Here is a 20,974-nt window from a genome sequence, read left to right as displayed (position 1 = left end):
TCAGCCTCCGATCGTCTCGGTCTCGGTGCCGCCGGCCCACTGGCTCAGCTTGAACACCACGAACTCGGCGGGCTTGACGACGGCGATGCCGATGTGGGCGATCACCATGCCGGCGTCGCGGACGTCCGGCGGGTTGGTCTCCTCGTCGCACTTGACGAAGAACGCCTCCTCGGGGCTGCGCCCGAGCAGCGCGCCGTCGCGCCACACCCGGGTGAGGAACGCCCCGATGTCACGCCGGATCGAGCGCCAGAGGGTGAAGTCGTTGGGCTCGAACACCATCCACCGGGTGCCGTTGGCGATGGCCTGTTCGATGGCGATGCTGAGTCGCCGCACGTTGAGGTAGCGCCACTCGCTGGCCTCGGCGGCGAGCGTACGGGCACCCCAGACCCGGATGCCCTCACCGGCGAAGTAGCGGATCACGTTGACGCCCTTGGGGTTGAGCACGTCGTGTTCCGGTCGGGTGACCAGGTAGCCCAGGTCGACGGCGCCGCGTACGGGTTCGTTGGCCGGTGCCTTGTGCACTCCGCGCAGGGCGTCGGTGCGGGCCCAGATGCCCGCCAGGTGCCCGCTCGGCGGGGTGAGTTCCAGCTCGCCGCTGATCGGGTCGCGGACCCGCAGCCAGGGGTAGTAGAAGGCCCCGAACTCGGACTGCCGGGGCCGGTAGGCCGCCCCCTCGTGCCCACCGGAGCCGCCCGGCTGGGCCGGGCCGCCACCGGGACCGCCCGAGCCGCCGCCCGTACCCTCGGCGGGCTTGGGGGGTTTGCCCGACGACGGCGTGGCGACCCTTGTCAACGCGGAGATGTCGTCGATGTCCGGTGCCGGGTCGCAGATCGCGACCATGGTTCGGGTGCGCTCGGCCATGCTGAGCAGCGCCTCGTGCGACACCACGTCGTGGAAGCCGGGCGCCGCGATGATGGAGATCTCGTCGACGGCCTCCAGCAGTTGCAGACCGCCACGGCGTTGGCCGCTGCCGGTGATCGCGCCGCCCTCGCCCACGTTGACCACCCAGCAGCGGGCGCCCCCGTTGTCCAGGAAGCCGAAGACCGCCCGGGCCAGCGGGGTGCTCTCCACCCGCTCACCGCCGGCGAAGAGCCGCAGGAACTCCGTCCAGTTGTTGACCGGCACCGCCTTGCCCAGGTGGGCGGAGCGGTCCGGTGCGATGCCGACGAACGCGGCGATGCTGGTGCTCGCCGGCCCGATCGGTCGGGCACCGCTCGGGACCTCCTCGACATAGATGCCGGGGGAGAAGTAACTGGGCATCGGTCCTCCTGTGCGGGTGGGTGTCAGTGGGTCGGTGGCGCGCAGACGATGACGATGTCGGCCTCGGTGGGGTCGACGTCGGCGGTGAGGACGAGGCCCCGCCCGGTCAGCCGGAGTCGGACCGGCGCCGGGTGCTCGGGGTCGTGCGGGACGCCGACGATCAGGAACCGGCCGTCGGGGTCGGTACGGGTGGCGGACCCGGTGCCGGGTAGCTCGACCCGCATCGCCGCGAGTGGTTGGTCCTCGGGTCCGACCACCCGGCCGGCGAGGCCGCGCACCCCCAGTTGCCGCAGGCGCAGCGGTTGCAGCACCGGCGGCGCGGCCGGCGTCGGGTGGTCCACCTGCGCGGGCACGTCGATCAGCAGCGCCGGGCGTGGTGCCGAGCCGAACGCCGTCCACAGCGGTGGGTCACCGGCCTCCAGGACGACCGGATAGCTGCCGTCACTGGTCGCGGCGGTGAGCACCCGGTCCAGCCGGGGCAACCCGGCCGGCCCGGTCACGCAGAGCAGGAAACGGACAGTGAACCGGTACGGCTCGCGGACCGCGCCGCTGGAGCGGGTCTGCCGGGCCGGGCGCAGCTCCAGTGGCCAGAGGGTGAGCCCGTCGGCGTCGCCGTCGGTGCGGGGCGGGCCGACCGGGACCGGTTCCCCCGCCGCGCTGGTCACCCAGGCGACCAGTTCGGCGGTGGCGGTCTCGATCGGTCCGCGCCCGTCAGTGGTCATCGCGGCGGCGTCCCCTGGATCCGGTACGCGATGGCCTCGTTCCACACGTGCGGGTAGACGCCGATCTCGAAGTACCGGGTGAAGCGGTTGATCGGGGCGTTGGTGTGGTCGTGGTAGAGCAGCCACACCGGGGCGATGGTGAACAGCACGTAGTTCGCCAGGACGAGGGGGATGTAGAGCGGCCCGAGCAGGCGACCCTGGAAGATGTGCACGTCCTCGTGCCGCTGGATGCCGGAGGTGGAGCCGGCGCAGACGGTGCCGATGGTGGTGGCGTAGCGGGGCGAGACCCCCTCCACCACGCTGACACGTCCGCTGCCCTGTGAGGTGGGCCGGTCCAGCGAGTGCCCGAAGATCAGGTGTGCGGCCAGGTAGATGGCGCCGACGACCGTGTTGAGCAGGCTCCACGTGTGGTCGACGACGAAGAGGACGATGCCGCGCGCGTCCGACGCGTACACCCCGGCGGAGGCCACCGCCCAGCCGAAGACCGCGCCGACCAGCAGGCCCACGACGGCGCCCACCATCAGCCCGATCGTGCCACCGGCGAGGAAACCGAACAGGGCACCAAGACTGACCTGGACCGCCGCGCTGATGATTCCGAAGACCATGACGTCACCCTCAAACCCAGGAACGGAAGACTCGGGGCTCACGACCCTGTGCGACCTGGGTTGGCGACGGCTGCGTCGCCTGCCGGTTGCCGGGCGGGAACTGGTTGACGCCGAGCGCGGCGGAGAAGATGACCAGGGCGTTGAAGAACGCGATGACCCACTTCTCGCCGCCGGCGTCGTCAGCGAATGCCGCTGTCACGTAGGACAGCAGCAGCGCGATGGCGATGGCGATCCACTTGCGGAACTTGTCGCCGCTCGGGCCGAGCAGCCCGCCGATGACGTTGGTGGCCAGCAGGGTGGCGGCGCTCGCGCCGGCGATGGTCCCCAGGGCTGCCCAGGTGAAGAGATCGTTCATGGCGATCCCCCTTTTCTGCGATGGTGCGACCGGGATGTGGTGGTGGTGAGGTTCGGTGCTCCTGGTGGGGAACACCGGGGCCGGTCGCCGTGGTCTCGGGGGCGGCCGGGGCCGGGCGTGGCCGGCTGAGCCGGCCACCAGGTGGATCAGCCAGGCCCCGGGGCGCCGACGGGCGGGCCCGGCGACGTCGGACCGGGCGACGTCGGGCCGGGCGCGGCGGGCGTCGCGGCCTGACGGCGGCGCACCAGGAGTACGCCCATCGCGGCGAGCAGCAGCAGCAGGAGCGCGCCGCCGCCGACCAGCAGCCACGGGAACCCGCCCTCGTCCCCGGCGGCGGCCGGCGAGGCGGACGTTCGGGGTGGCGCCTCGGCGACGGCCCGCAGCTCGCTCGGCTTGTCCTGGTTGGAGTCGACCCGCCAGCTGACCGACCGGCCGTTCACCGTGCCATTGCTGTCGATCACCCGGCCGGGAAATGTCACCGAGATCTCGAACGACATGAGCTTGAGGAAGGCCTGCTGCTGTTGCGGATTCTGCTGCGCGATCATTCCGCCGTATTTTTTCGGGTCTAGCGGCAATGTGAAGCGATACAGGTCGCCGTCCCGGACCAGTTTCACGCTCTCCGTGTCGAAACCCGCCAGTGGTGCCTTGCGGTAACTGATCTGGGAGCCGAAGAGTTTGTTGTCCTCGTACCCGGTCTCCTCTCCGGCGGGCAGGGCCGGAATGTTCTGCCGCAGCTCCGCGAAGGCGGCCGTGATGTTCTTGTTCCGGGCGCTCAGCACGGACTTCTCGGCCGTGAGCAGCAGTTGCCCGTCGACCGTGTCGTTGGCGTTCACGGTGAGGCCCATGTTGAGCTGCATACAACTGCTCAGCGCGGCGAGAAGGACGAGACACACCGCGACGCGGAGTGCCTTACCGCGGTTGACTCTCCTGTTCATGGGCTCAGTGTGTGTGATCGCTTTCACAGTCAGCAGTCAGCGATCGGTCACAAGGCAGTCGCCGATTGTACCGGCGCGCTGTCGCATTTGTTTGAGCCCGACGACAGCCCGAATGACTATTCTGGAGCTTTGGGGCGACGTCAGTTGTTCGGCGGCCGTAGGCTGACCGGATGGTCGTTATCGCGTGCGTGCTCCTGGTGGACCCCGACGGTCGGCTGCTGCTGCAACTGCGCGACAGCAACGCGCCGCACCACCCGGACGTCTGGGGCCTGCCCGGCGGCCACGGCGAGCCGGGGGAGACGCCGGAGCGGGCCGCCGAGCGGGAGCTGTGGGAGGAGACCGGCCTGCGCGCGGACGGGCCGCTGCGCCCGATCGCCGTGCAACCGTTTCCCGAGCTGGGTCGGGTGAAGCACTACTTCCTCGGCCGCACCCGGGCCCGACAGGAGGACGTGGTGCTCGGTGAGGGCGCGGCGATGGTCTTCGTCCCCGGCGACGAGGTGCTCGACGGCCGCCCCTGGACACCGGGCGCCGTCGAGGTGCTGACCCAGTTTTTCGCCTCACCCGAGTACGCCGCGATGACGACCGGCCGGGCGGCCACGGGGCCGGTTCAACCCGCCGGAGGACTCCAGTCCGCATAGCGGGCCATGCCATGCCACGCAGGGCGGCTCGGCCCGGGGTGAGCCGCGTCGCGGCGTCCCGCATCGCGACGACGAGCCGGTTGCACGTCCACCGACCCCGATCGGCAGGGCGACCAGTTCGTCTGAAGGCGCCGTGGGTTGGCCGTCGTGCTGTGGATCGGCGGCGTGGTGCGGTGAGCTGGCGCTCTGGAGCTGAACCGCTTACGACATCAGACGCCCGCGATGCGTTCACGACATCAGCTCCAGAGCGAGCGCGGGCGGCGCGGTGCCGCGAACTGCTGGCGACCGGTGGCGGGTGGCGGCGGAGTACCGACCGGTCGCGGTCAGACCCGGTCGGCGCAGTGAAGGAGAGATTGGCGATGGTGCGGTTCAGCGGTCTGCGGACGGCTGGCGGGCGTGTGCGGCACGGCTGGCGACCGGTGGTGGAGGCAACCGTCGCGGCCACCGTGGCCTGGCTGCTCGCCACCCGGTTGCTCGGGCACCCGCAGCCCTTCTTCGCGCCGGCCGCAGCGCTGATCGTTCTCGGTCAGGCCCGGGGCCAGCGCATCCGCCGGGCCGTCGAGGTCGTCCTCGGGGTCGCCGCCGGGGTGCTCGTCGCGGACCTGGTCGTGCAGGCGCTCGGCCCCGGCAGCACCTGGACGGTCTTCACCGTCATCCTGCTCACCGTGCTCCTCGCGGTGGCCTTCGGCGCCACCGGCGTGACGCTGGTGCAGGCCGCGGTCTCCGCGCTCTACCTGGTGGTGGTCGCACCACCGGACGGCACACTGGTCCCGTTCCGCTTCGTCGACGCGCTGATCGGTGGCGCGGTCGCGCTCGCGGCCAGTCTGCTGGTCGACGCCCGGCGGCCCCTCGCGCCGCTGGTCGCCGAGGTTCGGCGAACCTTCGACGAGTTGGCCGGGCTGCTGGGCGGGATCGCCGACGCCCTGGACCACCGCGACGAGGCCGCGGCGGTCGCCGCGCTGACGCAGGCCCGGGGGATGGACGCCCGGGTCGACGGCCTGCGCGACGGAGTGCTCGCCGCCGGCGAGGCGCTGCAGCTCAACGTCCGTCGACGTCGACACATCGGTCGGCTGAAGTCGGTCGACGAGTCGATCCGGCAGATCGACTACGCGGTACGCAACGTCCGGGTGCTGGCCCGCGCCGGCGTGACACTCAGCCGGACGCACACCCCGGCGCCACCCGAGCTGGGTGCGGCCCTGCGGTCGTTGGCCGAGGCGGTCCGCGAGGCCGGCGCCGCCCTCGCCGCCGACCTGACGGGGCAGGACGAGACCGCCGATCAGCACGCCACTCGGGCTGACGAGTCGGCGCTCGCCGCCGTGCGCACCGCCGGGCAGCTTTTCGGCTCGACGCAGGCCCTCCCACTGGCGATGATCATCGGTCAGGTCCGGGCCACGGCCATCGACCTGCTACGTGGCGTCAACCCCGACGACGACGCCGCCGTCCTCGCCCGGGTGGACGAAGCCCTCGGCCTCCCGGCGATCTGACCGCGCCCCCGACCGACGCCCTGCCTCCTGGCCGCGGCCCGGTCAGGTGGTCAGCCAGGTGGTGGCGGCAGCGCGGATCGGCGGCGGGATCTCGTGACCGCCGGGGAACTCCTCGTAGGTGACCTCGTAGCCACGGCTGTGCAGGTGCGGGACGAGCCGACGGCTGCACACGTCGATGGGCAGCACCCGGTCGTCGACGCCGTGCGAGATGAAGATCCGGGGGTGACCGTGGGTGACCGGTGGCGCGGCGAAACCGGGGGAGAAGGCCAGCACCGCGTCGACCAGGTCGCCGTTGGCCAGGCCCAGCGACAGCGCGTACGAGGCGCCGTCGGAGAACCCACCGAACGTCACCTCCCGGACCGGGTAGCGGTCGAAGACGGTCGCCAACAGCCCGTCGATCCGCGCCACGTCCGCGCCGAAGCCGCCAGCGATCAGGTCCCAACTGGCCGCCGACGACTGCGGGGCGACCAGCAGCAGCTGGTGCTCGTCCGCGACGGGCAGCAGCAGGTCCAGCCCCTGCCGCGCCGAGCCACCCGCACCGTGCAGGAGCAGTACCAACCGGTACACCGATCCGTCGGCGGCCGGCTCCGGGGCGTACGCCATCGCCAGCTGGTCACCGTCGGGGCCATTCATGGGCACGAGCCCGGTCGGCCCCGGCACCACCGGCGCGTGGCGGCGGGCGGTCAACCGGCCGTGCCGGGGGTCCTGCGGGATCCGGTACGGCGGCGCGGAGTCGGGCACAGGCCACCCCTCGCAGTCGAGGAAGACGTCCTACGCGGTTACCCGCCCCGACCTGGGTTAACCGTCGCCGAGGTGCTGACCGTCGACTCAGGCGCTGGCCCGGGCCACCAGGGCGGACGGGAAGAGGGTCACTGGCGCGGACGGACGTCCGTCCAGCAGGGCGGTGGCCGCGGCGGCGGCGATCCGCCCCACCGGGTGGCTCGCCGTGGTCAGCGCCGGGGCGGTCAGCCCGGCCAGCGGGATGTCGTCGAAGCCGGCGACCGCGACGTCGTCGGGCACCCGCACACCGGCGTCCCGCAGGCCCGCCATCACCCCGAGCGCGGTGTCGTCGCTGATCGAGTAGATCGCGTCGAGGTCCGGCCACTGACGCAGCGCCACGCCCGCCGCCACCCGGCCGCGCGCCGCCGTGAAGTCCCCGGGAAGCACCCGCTCCGGCAGGCCGGCCTGGCTCATGAGACGGCGGTACGTCTGAACGGGGCGCTGCGCGCAGGGCAGCCACCGGGGGCCGGTCACCATGGCGATCCGGCGGCGACCCGTCGCGTACAGGTGGCGCAGCACCTCCTCGGAGCCGGCGCCGTTGTCGACGTCGAACGACGGCACGCTCGCCGAGCCGACGCCGATCGAGACCACCCTGCCGCGCAGCGACCGTGGCACCCCGTCCAGCAGATCCTCGGTGGTGTTGATCAGAATCACACCGCAGACGGTGCGATCCTCGGCGAGCTTGTCGAGGCTGCGCGAGCCGCCGAGCGGCAGCCACTGCAGCGCCACCCCCACGCCGGCGGCCGTGCAGACCCGGGCGGCCGAGCCGACCACCCGGTGGACGTACGGGTCGTCCAGCACCGCCGCGCTGGTGCCCAGCACAGCCACGACCATTCGTACGCCGCCACCGCCGCCGCGGACCAGCGCCCTGGCAGCCGGGTTGGGCACGTAACCGAGCTGGTCGACGGCCGCCGTGACCAGTTCCCGGGCAGCCGGCGAGGCGAACCCCGTGCCGGCGATCACCCGGGACGCCGTCGACCGGGACACCCCGGCGACCCGCGCCACGTCCTCGAGAGTGGCCGGTCGGTGTGCCGCTGCCGTCATCGTTGCCTCCTGCGGCGGCCCATCTGGTCGGACAAACGCCAGTTCACATCATGCCCTGGTCACTCCAACAGCGGTAAGGGGATTACCGGTTGTGGTGGTAGCGCTCTCAGGTGTGCGATCGTGCGAGGAGATCACCCCGAGGAAGAGGACCTGACCCCGTGAGCGCCCCCACCAGCCGTCCCGTTGCCCCGGACACCGCACCGCCGCCGTCACGGGCGGTGTTGCTCGCCCGCAACGGCGTGGCGGTCACCTTCACCCTCAACGGGCTGGCCGTCGGCAGTTGGTTCTCCCGGGTGCCGGCGGTCCGCGAGGCGTTGGACCTCTCCGCCGGCCGGCTCGGGTTGCTGCTGCTGGCGATGAGCGTCGGCGCGCTGCTCGCCATGCCCACCTCCGGCCTGCTCGCCCAGCGACTCGGCGCGGCCCGCACCGTGACACTGGCCACCGTGCTGGTCGCGGTCGGCCTCACCGTGGCGGGGCTGGGCGCAACGATGGCCGGCTCCTTCGCCGTCGTCGCGCTCGGGTTGGTCGCCTTCGGCTACGGCTCCGGCGCCTGTGACGTGGCGATGAACGTCGAGGGCGCGGCGGTGGAACGACGCCTGAGGCGTACCGTCATGCCCCGCTTCCACGCCGCGTGGAGCCTCGGGTCGGTGGCCGGCGCGGCGCTCGGCGCCGGGGCGGCCCGGTTCGACGTGTCGGTGGGCGCGCACCTCGTCGGGGTTGCGGTGGTCGTACTGATCGGCACCGCACTCGCGGCCCGGACGTTCCTGCCGTTGGGCGGCGACCACGCCGGCGACCCGGCGGACGCCACCCCGGCTGCCCGTCGCCGGGCGCAGCTCGCTGCCTGGCGGGAGCCGCGCACCCTGCTGATCGGGCTGTTCGTGCTGGTGGCAGCGTTCACCGAGGGTGCCGCCAACGACTGGCTGGCGGTCGCGTTCGTGGACGGTCGGGACCTGAGCGAGGCCGCCGGCGCGGCGGTCTTCGGTGTCTTCGTCGTGGGCATGACCATCGGGCGCACCGCGGGCACCGTCGCGCTGGACCGGTGGGGTCGGGTGCCTGTGCTCAGCGGCACTATCGGGCTCGCCGTGGTCGGTGCCAGCCTGGCCGTACTGGCCGGCTCCGGGCCGGTGGCGATCGTCGGCGTCGCGCTCTGGGGTCTCGGCGCGTCGCTGGGTTTCCCGGTCGGGATGAGCGCGGCGGCCGACGAGGAGGCCCACGCGCCCGTGCGGGTGAGCGTGGTCGCGGTGATCGGCTACACCGCGTTCCTGGGTGGGCCGCCGCTGCTGGGGCTGCTCGGCGACGAGGTAGGCACCCTGCGCGCGCTGCTGGTGGTGCCGCTGCTGCTGCTGCCGACCCTGCTGCTGGTGCGGGTGCTGCGCCCGCCGCACGCCGTCGAACCGGCTCCGTCAGCACACAAAAACTAACCCCATTCACCGCCGGGCGGTATCGGGTGCGCGGCCGACTGCGCCGCGTACCCGGGCTGGTTAGGGTCGCCCGATGCCAACCGACGAGATCACCGCCGCCGCGGCGGGCACCTGGACCCTGGGCGACCGCCCCGTGCACCGGATGGGCTTCGGCTCCATGCGGATCACCGCGAACCCCGACCGCGACCGGGCCGTCGCCCTGCTGCGCCGCGCCGTGGAACTGGGCGTCAACCACATCGACACGGCCGCGTTCTACGTCTCACCCGGCGGCACCCTGCGGGTCGGCACCGGCCCGGTCCGCTACGCCACCGAGCTGATCCGCGCGGCGCTCGCCCCGTACCGGGAGGATCTGGTGATCGTCACCAAGGTCGGTTTCGGGTACGACCCGGAGGCGGGCTTCACCGAGGCGCTCACCCCGGCGCAGTTACGCGCTCAGGTGGAGGAGAACCTGCGTCGGCTCGGCCGCGACCACCTCGAGGTGGTGAACCTGCGCCTCGGTCGGGGACCGGGCACCGTGCCGCTGGTCGACCGCTTCGGCGCCCTCGCCGAGCTGCGTGCCGCCGGGCTGATCCGACACCTCGGGCTCTCCAACGTCCGTCCCGAGCAGCTGGACGACGTGGCGGGCATCGCGCCGGTGGTGTGCGTGCAGAACAACTACGGGGTGGACGCCTACCGCGAGCAGGACGCGTTCGTCCGGGCCTGCGGTGAACGGGGCATCGCGTACGTGCCGTTCTTCGCGCTGGCCGGCCGCGGCCGGGAGGCGGGCGCGAGCGCTGCGCAGGGCGAGGCCGTCGAGGCGGTCGCCCGCGCCCACGGCGTCACCGGCCATCAGGTACGCCTCGCCTGGACCCTGCACCAGGGCCCCCACGTGCTCGCCATCCCCGGCACCGCAGACCCCACCCACCTGGAGCAGAACATCGCCGCCGGAGCCCTGACCCTGACCCCCGAAGAACTAAAAAACCTGACCTAATCCCCCCGGCCTGCCCCCGGCCCGGCCTGCCCCGTTGATCATGAAGTTAGTGGCGCGACACGCCGGTGCCGATGTCGCTAACTTCATGATCAACGGTGTGAAAGGGGGGAGGGCGGGAGGGGGTTAGGGGTGGAGCCAGATTTGGAGGGGGCCCGTCGGGTGGAAGCCTGCTTGTCGGGCTGGGGGTAGGTCCGGGGCTTCCTCGTAGCCGACCAGGGATGCGGTGGGCAGGGTGGCGCACACCGCCCACCAGATGGCCTCGGGGTCGTCGGTGCGGGTGAACAGGTTGGAGACGCCGTACCGGCCGTCGCCGCCACTGAGCACCGCGCCGCCGGTGATCACACCGCTGTCGTCGTGGCGGGCGAGCACCCGTACCCGGGGATCGGTCAGGAGCGCGGGGCGGAACAGCTCGCCACCGCCGTGTGCCGCTGCCCAGGCCGCCAACTCGTCCGGGGTGCTGACCGGGGTGAGCGGCGCGTCGGCCGGTGGTTCCGCCGGAGGGCGGTGGATCCACTGGGCGTCGAAGAGCACTTGGAAGCCGTACCCGGACAGGTCGAGGTCGGCGAAGCTGTCCTTCACCGACGCGCCGGGCCCCGCGTCGATGCGCGCCAGCAGGGCCTCGGCGTCGACCCCCGGCCGCAGGGTGACCGCGTCCGGATACCACGGGGGTGAGCGGCGCGGGACCGACCAGGCCTCGTCGTCGGTACGCCCGGCCAGCCCGTGGCTGCCGCAGACGATGTCGCACCATTCGGCGTTGTTGCGGGCCGCCGCCGCCCGCGCGTCCTTCAGCACGCTCGGCAGCCTAGACGGCGCCAGGGCACGACGTCATGGTGCGTACACCAGGTCCATCGTGTCGGTGTGCCCGGACCAGCGCAGATCGAGGCGCCAACAACCGGGCTGGGGCATGTCGATGATCGACGGGCCCGGCCCGCCGGCGACTTCCCGGGTGACCCGCGTGTCGGTGCCGTCGAGCGTCGCGGTGATCACCAGGGTCGCCGGTGCGCTCGGGTCGGGCGAGGTCGTGGCCGCCCGGGCCACCCAAAGGATCTTGTTGTTCGACCCGTCCTTGCGGTGCTGGCGCAGCGGATGGGCGAACACCACCGCCACGATGTCACCCTTCGCGCCGAACACGTGCGGGACCCGGGCGTCCCCGCTGAACCCGGCGTCCGCCCAGTCCGGCAGCGACCCCGTCTCGACCCGCGTCGCGCAGCCGGTCGCGCCGCTCGCCGTGGCGGCCGTGGCGCTCGCCGTGGTGGCGGCAGAGCTCGTCGGCGCGGCTGCCCCGCCGCTGGTCGTGGTCGTGCACCCCGCCAGCAGGACCACCGATGATGCCAGCACCCATCTGCCCCAGGAAACCATCTCGCCCCTTCCGGTACGCGTCGGCGACTCGTCGCACCGTCATGACACCGGCCGCGCCCGCCAGGTTCCCTGGAAACACCTAGCGCAGCGAGCGGGCGATCTCGATCGCCTCCGCCTTGCCGACGGCACCCTCCAGCCGGTAGCTCACGTCGCCCTCCTGCCAGATCAGGGTCGAGGCGGCTAGTCGGGCGGTCTCCTGGCGGACCTCGCCCGCGCGGTCCACGTACGACAGCACGTGTGGCCCGTCCACCCAGATGGCGAAGTCGCCGTTGACCTGGACCCAGTCCGCTCCCGGCGGCGTGACCTCCTTGTGGAAGGCCAGATTGAGACGACCGTCGAACGCGTCGACGCGCAGTGCGCCCCCGTCGTAGAGCAACGTCGCCACCCGGCAGGTGCCCGTGGCGTCGGGGTCAGCGACCAGCACCCGCTCGGGTGGGCCCAGCTTCGCGGGTTGACGGATCGGGAACCGCACCGCCCGTTGGGCCTCGTCCAGAGTGATGGACCGCTGGCCGGGCAACGGCGACGGCGTGCCGCCGGGCAGCGTGCGGGCGGGCGTGGTGGCGATGCTGACACCGGCGAAGCGCAGCAGCCCCGTGACAGCGTCGGCGACGGCGGCGCGGGTCGGGGGCACCACCGCCACGACCACGGCGACGAGCGCCGCCGCGGCAAGCGGACGCCACCGACGCGCCGGCCCGTCGAGGCGTACGCGGACGCGAGCGGTCACGTCCGGCGCGTCGGGTGTCTCCAGCCAGGCGGAGAGGTCGCGCAGCTCCCGTTCGAGGTCACCCATGCCGAACCTCCTCGCGGTCGAGCAGGCCGCGAAGCTTCGCCAGCGCCCGGGACGTGCGCGACTTGACAGTGCCCCGGGGCCACCCCAGCGCCGCCACCGTCTCCTCCTCGCTGAGGTCGAGGAAGAACCGGCAGACGATCACCTCGCGGTCGCGTACCGGGAGTTGACGCAGGGCCTGCACCAGTGAGGCGCGGCGCTCCCCGGCGAGGACGGCGTCGACCGCCCCGTCCTCGGCAATCTCGGCCGTCGGGTCCGCCGCCGCGGCCCGCAGGACGAGCCCGTCCCGCCGGCCGCGGGACCGGTGCAGGTTGCGGGTCTCGTTGGCGACGATCGCGAGCAGCCACGACCGGAAGGACGACTCGCCCCGGTAACGGGACAGCTTGCGGTACGCCTTCACGAACGCCTCCTGGATGACGTCCTCGGAGTCCGATCCCGCGCCGAGCAGCACCGCCGTCCGGTGTGCGGACGCGGTGTGCCGGGCGACCAGGAGGTCGTACGCCTCCAGGTCACCGGCCCGGGCGCGGGTGACGAGAGCGTCGTCGTCCAGGGGTAGGCCTCCGTTCGGATCACACTCATGACACCGCGTACGCCCCGGTGGTTCCACCCGTCCTTCTTGACGCGGGTCAGCTGTCTCCCATCCGGCGTGCAGCGTATTGCCAGGATTCGGTGCTGCACTGGAGGGGCGTCGAGGAGAGGGGCTGGTCATGAGCTGGTTCAACCGCCGGTCGCGGGGTGCCGAGGCGACCCCGACGAAGCTGGACCGGGAGGCGACCCGCGAGGATCTCGCGGCGCTGGAGGAGTTCGTCGCCAGCCGGCGGGGGGTGGAGTTCTACCTGGAGCCGGAGACCACCGCGACGGACACCACAGTGGTGGCGATCGCCGACGACGGCGAGTGGATCCGTCGTCGTACCGGCACGCCGCGGGCCGCGGGGTCCATCGCCCGCAAGCACGCGGTGCCGCTGTACGAGGCGGCGCGCACCGGCTACCCGGAACGGATGCGCACCTGGAGCCGGGCCCACCCGGAACGCCACGCCCGCTGAGCTTCACGGCGCAGCTCGCTGAGAGGCGGCCGCGCGGGCTTCCACCCGTCGGAAATCGGGCGATGTGACCGTTCGTAACGTCACGGCAAGCACGAGAATGCAGAGAGCCGCTCCGCCCCAGAAGACCGCCCGTACGCTGACCAACTCCGCGGTGAGGCCGGCGACCAGCGCCCCGAGCGGCATCGCTCCCCAACTGGCCAGGCGGCTCACCCCGCTGTAGCGCCCCATCATCTCCTCGGGCACGACGAGCGCGCGCAGCGAGCTGTAGGTGACGTTCCACGCGCCGGAGCCGGCGCCACCCAGGAAGGTCGTCGCCGCGATCAGCCGGGCGGACGAGGAGATCGCCGGGGCCGCCAGCAGCGCGGCGAAGCAGGCCATCGACGCGGCCAGGACGACCCGCCGGCCCAGCCGGCGGGTGAGAGCGGGAGCGGCGGAGGCTCCCACGACGCCGCCCACTCCCAGCGTGCCGATCAGCAGGCCATACTCCGAGCTGGTCAGGCCCAAGGGTCCGGGTGCGACCGCATGGACAACGATGACAGCCATCCAAGCCGCCCAGCATCCACTCGCCGCGCCGGCCACCAGCAGCAGGGTTCGCAGGACCCGTTCCCGCCACACGTATCGGACGCCCTCCCAGATGTCGTTGTTGAGGCCGGACGCGCTCGTCGCCGATCCGGGGTGACGGTTGCTGCGGTACCGGCCGGTCATGACCGCCAGGGCGAGCAGCGCGCCTGCGTAGCCCACCCCGCCGGCGCCCAGCGCGACGGCCAGTCCGGCGGCGGCCAGCAGACCGCCCAGAGGTGGCCCGACGAACTCGTTGGCCACGGTCTCGGTCGCGGTCAACGTCGCGAACGCGGACTCCATCCGAGTGCGGGGCACGACCATCGGCACCACCGACATCCGGGTGGTGTCGGCGAACACCTCGGCGGTGCCGAGGAGCAGCGCCCCCGCGTACAGGCCGGCCAGCGGGAGCCCGGTCGCGAGGATGGCACCGGTGAGCAGGGCGAGGACCAGGGCTCTCGCGGCGACCATGATCATGATTAGGCGTCGCCGGTCCATCCGGTCGGCGAGCGCGCCAGCGGGCAGTGAGAACAACAACCAGGGCAGGGTGTTGGCCAGGGTGGCGCCGGCAACCAGCGCAGGGGAGTCCGTCATCGAGACGGCCACCAGCGGCAGGGCCAGCTTGACAACGCCGTCAGCGAGGTTGGTGATCGCGGCACCGGCCCACAGGGCCTTGAAGTTCCGCGCGCTCATGGTCGTCGGGTCGTATGGCTGGCTGTCGCTGTGCATGGCCAGGGAGCTTGCAGCGATCCGCGCTGCCGCCCTAGAGTTTCGACTGGAGGCGAAACGTGGCGGTGTTCCTGGTCGACGCCGAAGTGATGGCGCACGCGCGTTTCGGCACCTCACAGCTCACCGAGACGTTGGGGGCGCTGAACATCCTCCGCCGGGCCCAGCCGCTTCCGTGGCACCGGGCCTGGCGGGACCAGCATGTCGATGCCTTCCGTGGCTATCTCGACGGCGACCCGGTGACCGCGGCCATTCTGGCGCACGCGATCTCGTCCTCCTGGATGGCTGACTTCCTGACGGTGCCGCCCGCCCGCCCGGACATGACGCTGGACGACGAGCTCGTGGAGCTGGAGTCGTTGCCGGACGACCGAATTCGTGAGGACCTGGCCCACGTGCGCTCCCCGCTGGCCCCGGAACTACGCGGTTCGGGGTTGGCGAGCCGGACGGCCGCGCTGTTGCGCTGGGTCTGGCGCCACACGATCGAGCCGGACTGGCCGCGCCGGCAGTCGGTGCTGCGTGCCGATGTGGTGTCCCGGATCTCCCGCCTGGCCAGGGACGGGTGGTCCGGGGTCGTCAACGACATGCGGCCGGGCATGCGGTGGCTCGGCGACGGCCGGTTGCAGGTCGAGGAGCGGCCCTACCCACCGTCCGACGTACGGGGCGGGACGTTGACGTTCTTCGCGGCCCACTGCCGGGGAGGCTGGATCTCCTGGAGGTTGCCCGGCCGCTTCGGAATCGTCTACCCGGTGACGGGGATCTTCACCGGGGTGGCCTCCACCACACCGGATCCGCTGCGCCGTCTGCTGGGGAACGCGCGGAGCAGCGTTCTGGTGCAGGCCGCCGAACCGGTCAGCACCACGGCAGTGGTCGCCGCGACCGGACTGCCGCTCGGCACGGTCGGTGGCCACCTGCGCGTGCTGACGGAGGCCGGTCTGCTCCAGAAGCGCCGGTCGGGCCGGGAAGTCCTCTACTGGTGGACGGACACCGCCCGGGCGCTCGTGGCCGGAGCCTCGTCGTCGTGACGAGGGCTCGGCGTGTCGGCGCAGAGGGCCCGCACTCCCGCGTGCCGGGCGAGGTGCTGCCGCCGGGGTCAGGCGTCCTCGACGGCTGAGCGGGCCTGCTCGAGCGTCATCGGCTCGGCGTGGCTGGACACGTACCAGTGGTAGGTGTCGCCGAGCAGTCGCCGGACCAGGCCCAGGTCGAGGCCGTCCTCGGGTCTGCGCAGGTGCGCCGGCGGTGGGTAGAAGCAGTCGCCCAGCAGCATGACGCCCGAGTCGGGCACCAGCACGACTGTCGAGTCCGGTGCGTGCCCGCCGCCGACGTGGCGTAGCCCGACCCCGACCGGCAGCTCGTCCACGTCGGCGAAGGTCCGGGTCGGCGGCAGGATGGCGAAATCCTCCCAGGAGGCCACCGCGCGTGCCCGGGCCCGGAAGCTCGGGCCGAGGCGGGGGTTGTGGCGTATCTGCTCGTCCAGGTAGTCGTGACTCCACGGTCGGGCGGCTTCGGCGCGCAGCAGCGGCACGGCCGTCTCGTGCCCGACGATCTCCACTCCCGGCCAGGCGCAGGCGCCCCAGACGTGGTCCCAGTGGTGGTGGGTGTAGACGAGCCAACGCGGGCGGGGTAGCCCGGCGGCGGTCAGCGCGGCCTGGATCTCGCGGGCGTGGGCGGGGCTCTGCCCGGCGTCGATCATCACACTGCCGCGCTCGTCGGCCACGACGGCGACGCCGGCCTGGACCGCCTCCGGGTCCGGATCGCCCGGGCAGAACCAGACACGGCCGGCGAGGTGGTGGAATCGCATGGCGACGATGGTGATCGACTCCCGGGATTGATCGCGGACGCTGCTCCGGTGGTCGCCGATCTTAGGTGACAGTGCCGCGTACCACCGCCCCCTCGGACGATCGGCGCAGGCCAGGGTAGGTGCTACCCCCCTTTGCTCTGCTTACCTATCTGCACCAGGCACGAAGCGTCACTGGTGCACATAGGTAAGCAGAGCAAAGGTCGTCAAGCATTGACCCCGGGCATTGCGACGTGCGGGGTTCAAGGTCGCAGCAATCGGTGAAACCCGATGAATGGCACCTGCTTGGCGGCGCTGGGGTCGGCGTTGACCGGCGGCGCGGCGGTGTGGCAGCATTCGCGGCCTGACGGCAGTGAAGGAAGTCGGTGCGATTCCGACGCGGTCCCGCCACTGTCACCGGGGAGCGATCCCCCCTCGTGAGTCACGGCCGTGTGTCTGCGGTTGGAAGGCCGGGGGAGAGCGTCGATCCGGAAGCCAGGATACTTCGGCCGTCGGGACGTACCCCAGGGCGTGGACACCCGAGGAGGACCCGATGACGCACGGCGTCTCATTCATCGACGATCATCGTCATGACCCGCATCGCGGGCGCCACACCGCACCCACGACCGGCCGGACCAGCATGCTCCGGGCCGGCCTCGTCGGCGTGCTCCAGGTCGCCCGCGTCGGCCACCGGGCCCGCTGAGCTGAGCGCCCGGCGCTGACCGGCCCCGACGCCCGCGTCGGCGAGCTGGCCGGCCGTCGTGCCGGCTGACGCCGCACCCACCCGCTTCGTCCAGGTCGCCTCCATGGCGGCCAGGGCGTCACTCTCCGGAGCCTGCCGTGCGCATCCTGCTGCTCTCCACCGCCGACACTGATCTGCTGGCCGCCCGCGCCAGCGGCGCCGACTACCGGCTGGCCAACCCCGCCCGGGTCGCCGCCGACGAGGTACCCGCCCTGCTCGACGGGGTCGACCTCGTCGTCGTACGCCTGCTCGGCGGCCGACAGGCCTGGCCGGACGGCCTCGCCGCGGTGCTCGCCACCGGCGTGCCGACGGTCGTGCTGGGCGGCGAGACGCTGCCCGACGCGGAGCTGATGGCCATCTCCACAGTGCCGTCCGGGGTCGTCACCCAGGCTCTGGCGTATCTGGTCGAGGGTGGGCCGGACAACCTCGGGCAGCTGGCCCGGTTCCTCTGCGACACGGTGCTGCTCACCGGCGAGGGGTTCGCCCCGCCCGCACCGACCCCGGCGTACGGGGAGCACGGCGAACACCCCACCGACCCGGACCGGCCCACAGTGGGGATCGTCTTCTACCGGGCGCACGCGCTCGCCGGCAACACCGGCTTCGTTGATGTGCTCGCGGACGCGGTCCACAAAGCCGGCGGCAACCCGCTGCCGATCTTCTGCGGTTCGCTGCGGGGCCTGACCACGGGCGCGGGCCCGCTGGGGCTCTTCGCCGTCTGCGACGCGCTGCTGGTCACCGTGCTCGCGGCCGGCGGCGCGGTCGCCGCCGACGCGTCCGGGGGCGGCGACGAGGACGCCTGGGACGTGGGCGCCCTGGCCGCCCTGGACGTGCCGATCATCCAGGCGCTCTGCCTGACCAGCACCCGTGAGCAGTGGGCCGGCAGCGACGCCGGACTGTCCCCGTTGGACGCGGCGATGCAGGTGGCCATCCCCGAGTTCGACGGCCGGATCGTCAGCGTGCCGTTCTCGTTCAAGCGGATCGACGCCGACGGGCTCTCGGTCTATGCCGCCGACGCCGAGCGGGCCGCCCGGGTCGCCGGGATCGCGGTGCGCCACGCCCGGCTGCGGTACGTGCCCAACGCCGACAAGCGGGTCGCCGTCGTCCTCAGCTCGTACCCCACCAAGCACTCCCGGGTCGGCAACGCCGTCGGGCTGGACACCCCGGTCTCGGCGGTCCGCCTGTTCGCCGAACTCGCCGAAGCGGGTTACGACCTGGGTGACGCGCCGCCGCCCGAGGACGGCGACGCGCTCATCCACGCGCTGATCGCCGCCGGCGGTCACGACGTGGAATGGCTCACCCCGGAGCAGTTGGCCGCCGCCGAGGCCCGGATACCGGGGCAGACGTACCGGCGCTGGTTCGACCAGGTCCCGGCCGAGCTGCGCGAACGGATGCGGGAACACTGGGGTGAGCCTCCCGGCCAGCTCTACACCGAGAGCGGCGACATCGTGCTCGCCGGGCTGCGCTTCGGCAACGTGGTGCTGCTCATCCAGCCGCCGCGCGGCTTCGGGGAGAACCCGATCGCCATCTACCACGACCCGGACCTGCCGCCGAGTCACCACTATCTGGCCGCGTACCGCTGGCTGGCCGCGCCGGTCGCCGACGGCGGCTTCGGCGCGGACGCCGTGGTGCACCTGGGCAAACACGGCACCCTCGAATGGCTGCCCGGCAAGGGCCTCGGTCTGGCCGCCGACTGCGCGCCTGACGCGGTCCTCGCCGACCTGCCGCTGGTCTACCCGTTCATCGTCAACGACCCCGGTGAGGGCACCCAGGCCAAGCGCCGGGCGCACGCCGTGGTGATCGACCACCTGGTGCCGCCGATGGCCCGCGCCGAGACCTACGGCGACCTGGCCAAACTGGAGCAACTGCTCGACGAGTACGCCACAGTGCAGGCCCTCGACCCGGCCAAGGTGCCCACCGTGCGGGCCCAGATCTGGGACCTCGTACGCGCCGCCGAGCTGCACCACGACCTGCACGCCGAGGCGATGCCCGACGCGGACGACTTCGACGAGTTCGTGCTGCACCTGGACGGGTACCTCTGCGAGGTCAAGGACGTGCAGATCCGCGACGGTCTGCACATCCTCGCCGACGCACCCACCGGTGAGCCCCGGGTCAACCTGGTCCTCGCGGTCCTGCGCGCCCCCCAGATCTGGGGTGGCGCCCGCGCCCTGCCCGGCCTGCGGCAGGCGCTGGCCGTCGCGTACGGGCTTGACGAGCAGGCGCTGCTCGCGGCGCCCGGGCAGCGGATCGCCCTCCCGGTGGCGCTGACCGACGTGGTGGACGGGCCGGCCGGCACCGCCGCCGACGCCGTGGACCTGATCGAGGCCCTCGCCCGGCGGTTGGTCGTCGGGATGGAGACGCTCGGCTGGGACGCCGAGGCCGTCGACGCGGTGGTCGCGGAGGTGACCGGCCAGCCGATCCCGGACGTCGCCGCCGTGCTGCACTTCGCGGCCACCGAGTTGGTGCCCCGGCTGGACCGGACCACCGACGAGCTGACCAACACCCTCGGCGCGCTCGACGGCCGGTTCGTGCCGCCCGGCCCGTCCGGCTCACCCACCCGCGGTCTGGTCAACGTGCTGCCCACCGGCCGCAACTTCTACTCCGTCGACCCCAAGGCCATCCCCAGCCGCAACGCCTGGGACGTCGGGGTGGCCCTCGCGGACTCGCTGCTCGCCCGGCACTTCGCTGACACCGGGACGTACCCCCGCTCGGTGGGTTTGACCGTGTGGGGCACCAGCGCGATGCGCACCCAGGGCGACGACATCGCCGAGGTGCTCGCGCTGCTGGGTTGCCGGCCGGTGTGGGACGAGCGGTCCCGGCGGGTCACCGGTATCGAGGTGGTGCCGACCGCCGAGTTGGGCCGGCCGCGCGTCGACGTGACAGTGCGCATCTCCGGGTTCTTCCGCGACGCGTTTCCGCACGTGGTGGCACTCCTCGACGATGCCGTGCGGCGGGTCGCCGCCCTGGACGAGCCGGAGGAGGAGAACTACCTGCGGGCGCACGTCGCCGCCGACCTCGCCGAGCATGGTGACGAGCGGCGCGCGACCGCCCGGATCTTCGGCTCGAAGCCCGGGGCGTACGGCGCGGGCCTGCTGCCCCTGATCGACGCGCGGACCTGGCGCAGCGACGCGGACCTGGCCGAGGTGTACGCCGTGTGGGGCGGCTACGCCTACGGCCGGGGCCTGGACGGGCGGGAGGCGCGCGCCGACATGGAACGCTCCTTCGCCCGGATCGCGGTGGCGGTGAAGAACCAGGACACCCGCGAGCACGACATCGTCGACTCGGACGACTACTTCCAGTACCACGGCGGGATGGTGGCGATGGTCCGTCACCTCACCGGCACGTCACCGCAGGCGTACGTGGGTGACTCGGCGATGCCGCACGACGTGCGCACCCGCACGCTGGGCGAGGAGACCCGGCGGGTGTTCCGGGCCCGGGTGGTCAACCCGAAGTGGATCGCCGCGATGCGCCGGCACGGCTACAAGGGCGCGTTCGAGCTGGCCGCCACAGTGGACTACCTGTTCGGCTACGACGCCACCGCCGGCGTGGTCGACGACTGGATGTACGAGCATTTGGCCGCCGCGTACCTGTTCGACGACACCACCCGCGAGTTCCTGGAGCAGTCCAACCCGTGGGCTTTGCGGGGCATCACCGAACGCCTGTTGGAGGCCGCCGACCGGGGGCTGTGGGCCAAACCCGAGCCGGCCACCCTGGACCGGCTGCGCGACACGTACCTGGCCAGCGAGGGCGACCTGGAGGACCGGGTGTGAGCGC

General features: G+C 72.5%; 21 protein-coding genes and 1 riboswitch. Of the genes, 7 read left to right on the top strand and 14 right to left on the bottom strand.

Going from position 1 to position 20,974, the window contains the following annotated elements; genetic code table 11:
* From AC3CF1_RS04360 to AC3CF1_RS04340, 5 genes are all read right to left on the bottom strand, one after another.
* The gene (locus AC3CF1_RS04360; protein ID WP_357998125.1) at nt 1-1,260 is read right to left on the bottom strand and encodes a phage tail sheath family protein; all 1,260 of its coding nucleotides are present in this window, start codon (nt 1,258-1,260) and stop codon (nt 1-3) included.
* Nucleotides 1,261-1,283: 23 nt separating this feature from the next.
* Nucleotides 1,284-1,982 (bottom strand): carboxypeptidase-like regulatory domain-containing protein, encoded by a 699-nt coding sequence (locus tag AC3CF1_RS04355; protein ID WP_488449587.1) that lies wholly within the window; start codon nt 1,980-1,982, stop codon nt 1,284-1,286.
* Nucleotides 1,979-2,587 (bottom strand): glycine zipper family protein, encoded by a 609-nt coding sequence (locus AC3CF1_RS04350; RefSeq protein ID WP_488449586.1) that lies wholly within the window; start codon nt 2,585-2,587, stop codon nt 1,979-1,981. The genes AC3CF1_RS04355 and AC3CF1_RS04350 overlap by 4 nt, the downstream gene beginning before the upstream one ends.
* Before the next feature lie 10 nt (nt 2,588-2,597).
* Nucleotides 2,598-2,942 carry a hypothetical protein gene (locus AC3CF1_RS04345; protein WP_088948407.1) on the bottom strand — a complete coding sequence of 115 codons (345 nt, stop codon included), beginning with the start codon at nt 2,940-2,942 and terminating at the stop codon, nt 2,598-2,600.
* Nucleotides 2,943-3,088: 146 nt separating this feature from the next.
* Nucleotides 3,089-3,877 (bottom strand): LppM family (lipo)protein, encoded by a 789-nt coding sequence (locus tag AC3CF1_RS04340; RefSeq protein WP_488449585.1) that lies wholly within the window; start codon nt 3,875-3,877, stop codon nt 3,089-3,091.
* A gap of 170 nt (nt 3,878-4,047) precedes the next feature.
* Between AC3CF1_RS04340 and AC3CF1_RS04335 the strand changes: the two genes are divergently transcribed.
* Entirely contained in the window at nt 4,048-4,515 is a 468-nt protein-coding gene (locus AC3CF1_RS04335; RefSeq protein WP_488449584.1) for an NUDIX hydrolase, read from the top strand.
* A gap of 359 nt (nt 4,516-4,874) precedes the next feature.
* Nucleotides 4,875-5,999, top strand: coding sequence for an FUSC family protein (locus tag AC3CF1_RS04330; RefSeq protein ID WP_354983949.1), 1,125 nt, complete (start codon nt 4,875-4,877; stop codon nt 5,997-5,999).
* Between the two features lie 42 nt (nt 6,000-6,041).
* Here AC3CF1_RS04330 and AC3CF1_RS04325 read toward each other — a convergent pair whose 3' ends face one another.
* Both AC3CF1_RS04325 and AC3CF1_RS04320 read right to left on the bottom strand, forming a co-directional pair.
* Entirely contained in the window at nt 6,042-6,740 is a 699-nt protein-coding gene (locus AC3CF1_RS04325) for an alpha/beta hydrolase (protein WP_488449583.1), read from the bottom strand.
* An 87-nt stretch (nt 6,741-6,827) separates the two neighbouring features.
* On the bottom strand, nt 6,828-7,823 hold the full coding sequence (locus tag AC3CF1_RS04320; RefSeq protein ID WP_488449582.1) for a LacI family DNA-binding transcriptional regulator: 996 nt from the start codon (nt 7,821-7,823) through the stop codon (nt 6,828-6,830).
* Between the two features lie 158 nt (nt 7,824-7,981).
* On the opposite strand from AC3CF1_RS04320, the gene AC3CF1_RS04315 reads away from it, so the two are divergent.
* Both AC3CF1_RS04315 and AC3CF1_RS04310 read left to right on the top strand, forming a co-directional pair.
* The gene (locus AC3CF1_RS04315) at nt 7,982-9,244 is read left to right on the top strand and encodes an MFS transporter (protein WP_328374420.1); all 1,263 of its coding nucleotides are present in this window, start codon (nt 7,982-7,984) and stop codon (nt 9,242-9,244) included.
* Between the two features lie 73 nt (nt 9,245-9,317).
* A complete protein-coding gene (locus AC3CF1_RS04310; protein ID WP_488449581.1) occupies nt 9,318-10,214 on the top strand; it encodes an aldo/keto reductase in 897 nt (298 codons plus the stop codon).
* 123 nt (nt 10,215-10,337) lie between these two features.
* On the opposite strand, the gene AC3CF1_RS04305 is transcribed toward AC3CF1_RS04310, so the two are convergent.
* From AC3CF1_RS04305 to AC3CF1_RS04290, 4 genes are all read right to left on the bottom strand, one after another.
* Nucleotides 10,338-11,006: a hypothetical protein gene (locus AC3CF1_RS04305; RefSeq protein WP_354983952.1), complete on the bottom strand. Its 669-nt coding sequence runs from the start codon at nt 11,004-11,006 to the stop codon at nt 10,338-10,340.
* 33 nt (nt 11,007-11,039) lie between these two features.
* A complete protein-coding gene (locus AC3CF1_RS04300; protein WP_488449580.1) occupies nt 11,040-11,552 on the bottom strand; it encodes a hypothetical protein in 513 nt (170 codons plus the stop codon).
* Nucleotides 11,553-11,652: 100 nt separating this feature from the next.
* On the bottom strand, nt 11,653-12,363 hold the full coding sequence (locus AC3CF1_RS04295; protein ID WP_488449579.1) for a hypothetical protein: 711 nt from the start codon (nt 12,361-12,363) through the stop codon (nt 11,653-11,655).
* Nucleotides 12,356-12,967: an RNA polymerase sigma factor gene (locus tag AC3CF1_RS04290; protein ID WP_355162223.1), complete on the bottom strand. Its 612-nt coding sequence runs from the start codon at nt 12,965-12,967 to the stop codon at nt 12,356-12,358. The genes AC3CF1_RS04295 and AC3CF1_RS04290 overlap by 8 nt, the downstream gene beginning before the upstream one ends.
* A 100-nt stretch (nt 12,968-13,067) precedes the next feature.
* Between AC3CF1_RS04290 and AC3CF1_RS04285 the strand changes: the two genes are divergently transcribed.
* Nucleotides 13,068-13,403, top strand: a complete 336-nt coding sequence (locus AC3CF1_RS04285; protein WP_425887151.1) for a hypothetical protein — start codon at nt 13,068-13,070, stop codon at nt 13,401-13,403.
* 3 nt (nt 13,404-13,406) lie between these two features.
* Here the strand turns inward: AC3CF1_RS04285 and AC3CF1_RS04280 are convergent, their stop codons facing one another.
* Nucleotides 13,407-14,690 carry an MFS transporter gene (locus tag AC3CF1_RS04280; protein WP_488449578.1) on the bottom strand — a complete coding sequence of 428 codons (1,284 nt, stop codon included), beginning with the start codon at nt 14,688-14,690 and terminating at the stop codon, nt 13,407-13,409.
* Between the two features lie 59 nt (nt 14,691-14,749).
* Between AC3CF1_RS04280 and AC3CF1_RS04275 the strand changes: the two genes are divergently transcribed.
* On the top strand, nt 14,750-15,709 hold the full coding sequence (locus AC3CF1_RS04275; RefSeq protein WP_210789630.1) for an ArsR/SmtB family transcription factor: 960 nt from the start codon (nt 14,750-14,752) through the stop codon (nt 15,707-15,709).
* Between the two features lie 68 nt (nt 15,710-15,777).
* On the opposite strand, the gene AC3CF1_RS04270 is transcribed toward AC3CF1_RS04275, so the two are convergent.
* Nucleotides 15,778-16,485: an MBL fold metallo-hydrolase gene (locus tag AC3CF1_RS04270; protein WP_355162221.1), complete on the bottom strand. Its 708-nt coding sequence runs from the start codon at nt 16,483-16,485 to the stop codon at nt 15,778-15,780.
* 327 nt (nt 16,486-16,812) lie between these two features.
* A riboswitch (cobalamin riboswitch) is annotated at nt 16,813-16,989 on the top strand.
* Nucleotides 16,990-17,029: 40 nt separating this feature from the next.
* The gene (locus AC3CF1_RS04265) at nt 17,030-17,269 is read right to left on the bottom strand and encodes a hypothetical protein (RefSeq protein WP_488449577.1); all 240 of its coding nucleotides are present in this window, start codon (nt 17,267-17,269) and stop codon (nt 17,030-17,032) included.
* 32 nt (nt 17,270-17,301) lie between these two features.
* On the opposite strand from AC3CF1_RS04265, the gene cobN reads away from it, so the two are divergent.
* Nucleotides 17,302-20,970, top strand: coding sequence for a cobaltochelatase subunit CobN (gene cobN / locus AC3CF1_RS04260; protein WP_488449576.1), 3,669 nt, complete (start codon nt 17,302-17,304; stop codon nt 20,968-20,970).
* The last annotated feature ends 4 nt before the right edge of the window (nt 20,971-20,974 follow it).

It is taken from the genome of Micromonospora sp. MGP-C2 (genome assembly GCF_057766525.1).
The sequence above is the reverse complement of the archived record's forward strand: the minus strand, read 5'-3'. Positions and strand labels throughout refer to the sequence as shown.

Bases quoted from the DNA above. Each gene is read 5' to 3' on its own strand.
- AC3CF1_RS04345 (WP_088948407.1), bottom strand. From the start codon at position 2,942: ATGAACGATCTCTTCACCTGGGCAGCCCTGGGGACCATCGCCGGCGCG.
- AC3CF1_RS04320 (WP_488449582.1), bottom strand. From the start codon at position 7,823: ATGACGGCAGCGGCACACCGACCGGCCACTCTCGAGGACGTGGCGCGG.
- AC3CF1_RS04330 (WP_354983949.1), top strand. From the start codon at position 4,875: ATGGTGCGGTTCAGCGGTCTGCGGACGGCTGGCGGGCGTGTGCGGCAC.
- AC3CF1_RS04270 (WP_355162221.1), bottom strand. From the start codon at position 16,485: ATGCGATTCCACCACCTCGCCGGCCGTGTCTGGTTCTGCCCGGGCGAT.
- AC3CF1_RS04310 (WP_488449581.1), top strand. From the start codon at position 9,318: ATGCCAACCGACGAGATCACCGCCGCCGCGGCGGGCACCTGGACCCTG.
- AC3CF1_RS04265 (WP_488449577.1), bottom strand. From the start codon at position 17,269: ATGGAGGCGACCTGGACGAAGCGGGTGGGTGCGGCGTCAGCCGGCACG.
- AC3CF1_RS04280 (WP_488449578.1), bottom strand. From the start codon at position 14,690: ATGCACAGCGACAGCCAGCCATACGACCCGACGACCATGAGCGCGCGG.
- AC3CF1_RS04360 (WP_357998125.1), bottom strand. From the start codon at position 1,260: ATGCCCAGTTACTTCTCCCCCGGCATCTATGTCGAGGAGGTCCCGAGC.
- AC3CF1_RS04335 (WP_488449584.1), top strand. From the start codon at position 4,048: ATGGTCGTTATCGCGTGCGTGCTCCTGGTGGACCCCGACGGTCGGCTG.
- AC3CF1_RS04285 (WP_425887151.1), top strand. From the start codon at position 13,068: ATGAGCTGGTTCAACCGCCGGTCGCGGGGTGCCGAGGCGACCCCGACG.
- AC3CF1_RS04340 (WP_488449585.1), bottom strand. From the start codon at position 3,877: ATGAACAGGAGAGTCAACCGCGGTAAGGCACTCCGCGTCGCGGTGTGT.
- AC3CF1_RS04355 (WP_488449587.1), bottom strand. From the start codon at position 1,982: ATGACCACTGACGGGCGCGGACCGATCGAGACCGCCACCGCCGAACTG.
- AC3CF1_RS04295 (WP_488449579.1), bottom strand. From the start codon at position 12,363: ATGGGTGACCTCGAACGGGAGCTGCGCGACCTCTCCGCCTGGCTGGAG.
- AC3CF1_RS04350 (WP_488449586.1), bottom strand. From the start codon at position 2,587: ATGGTCTTCGGAATCATCAGCGCGGCGGTCCAGGTCAGTCTTGGTGCC.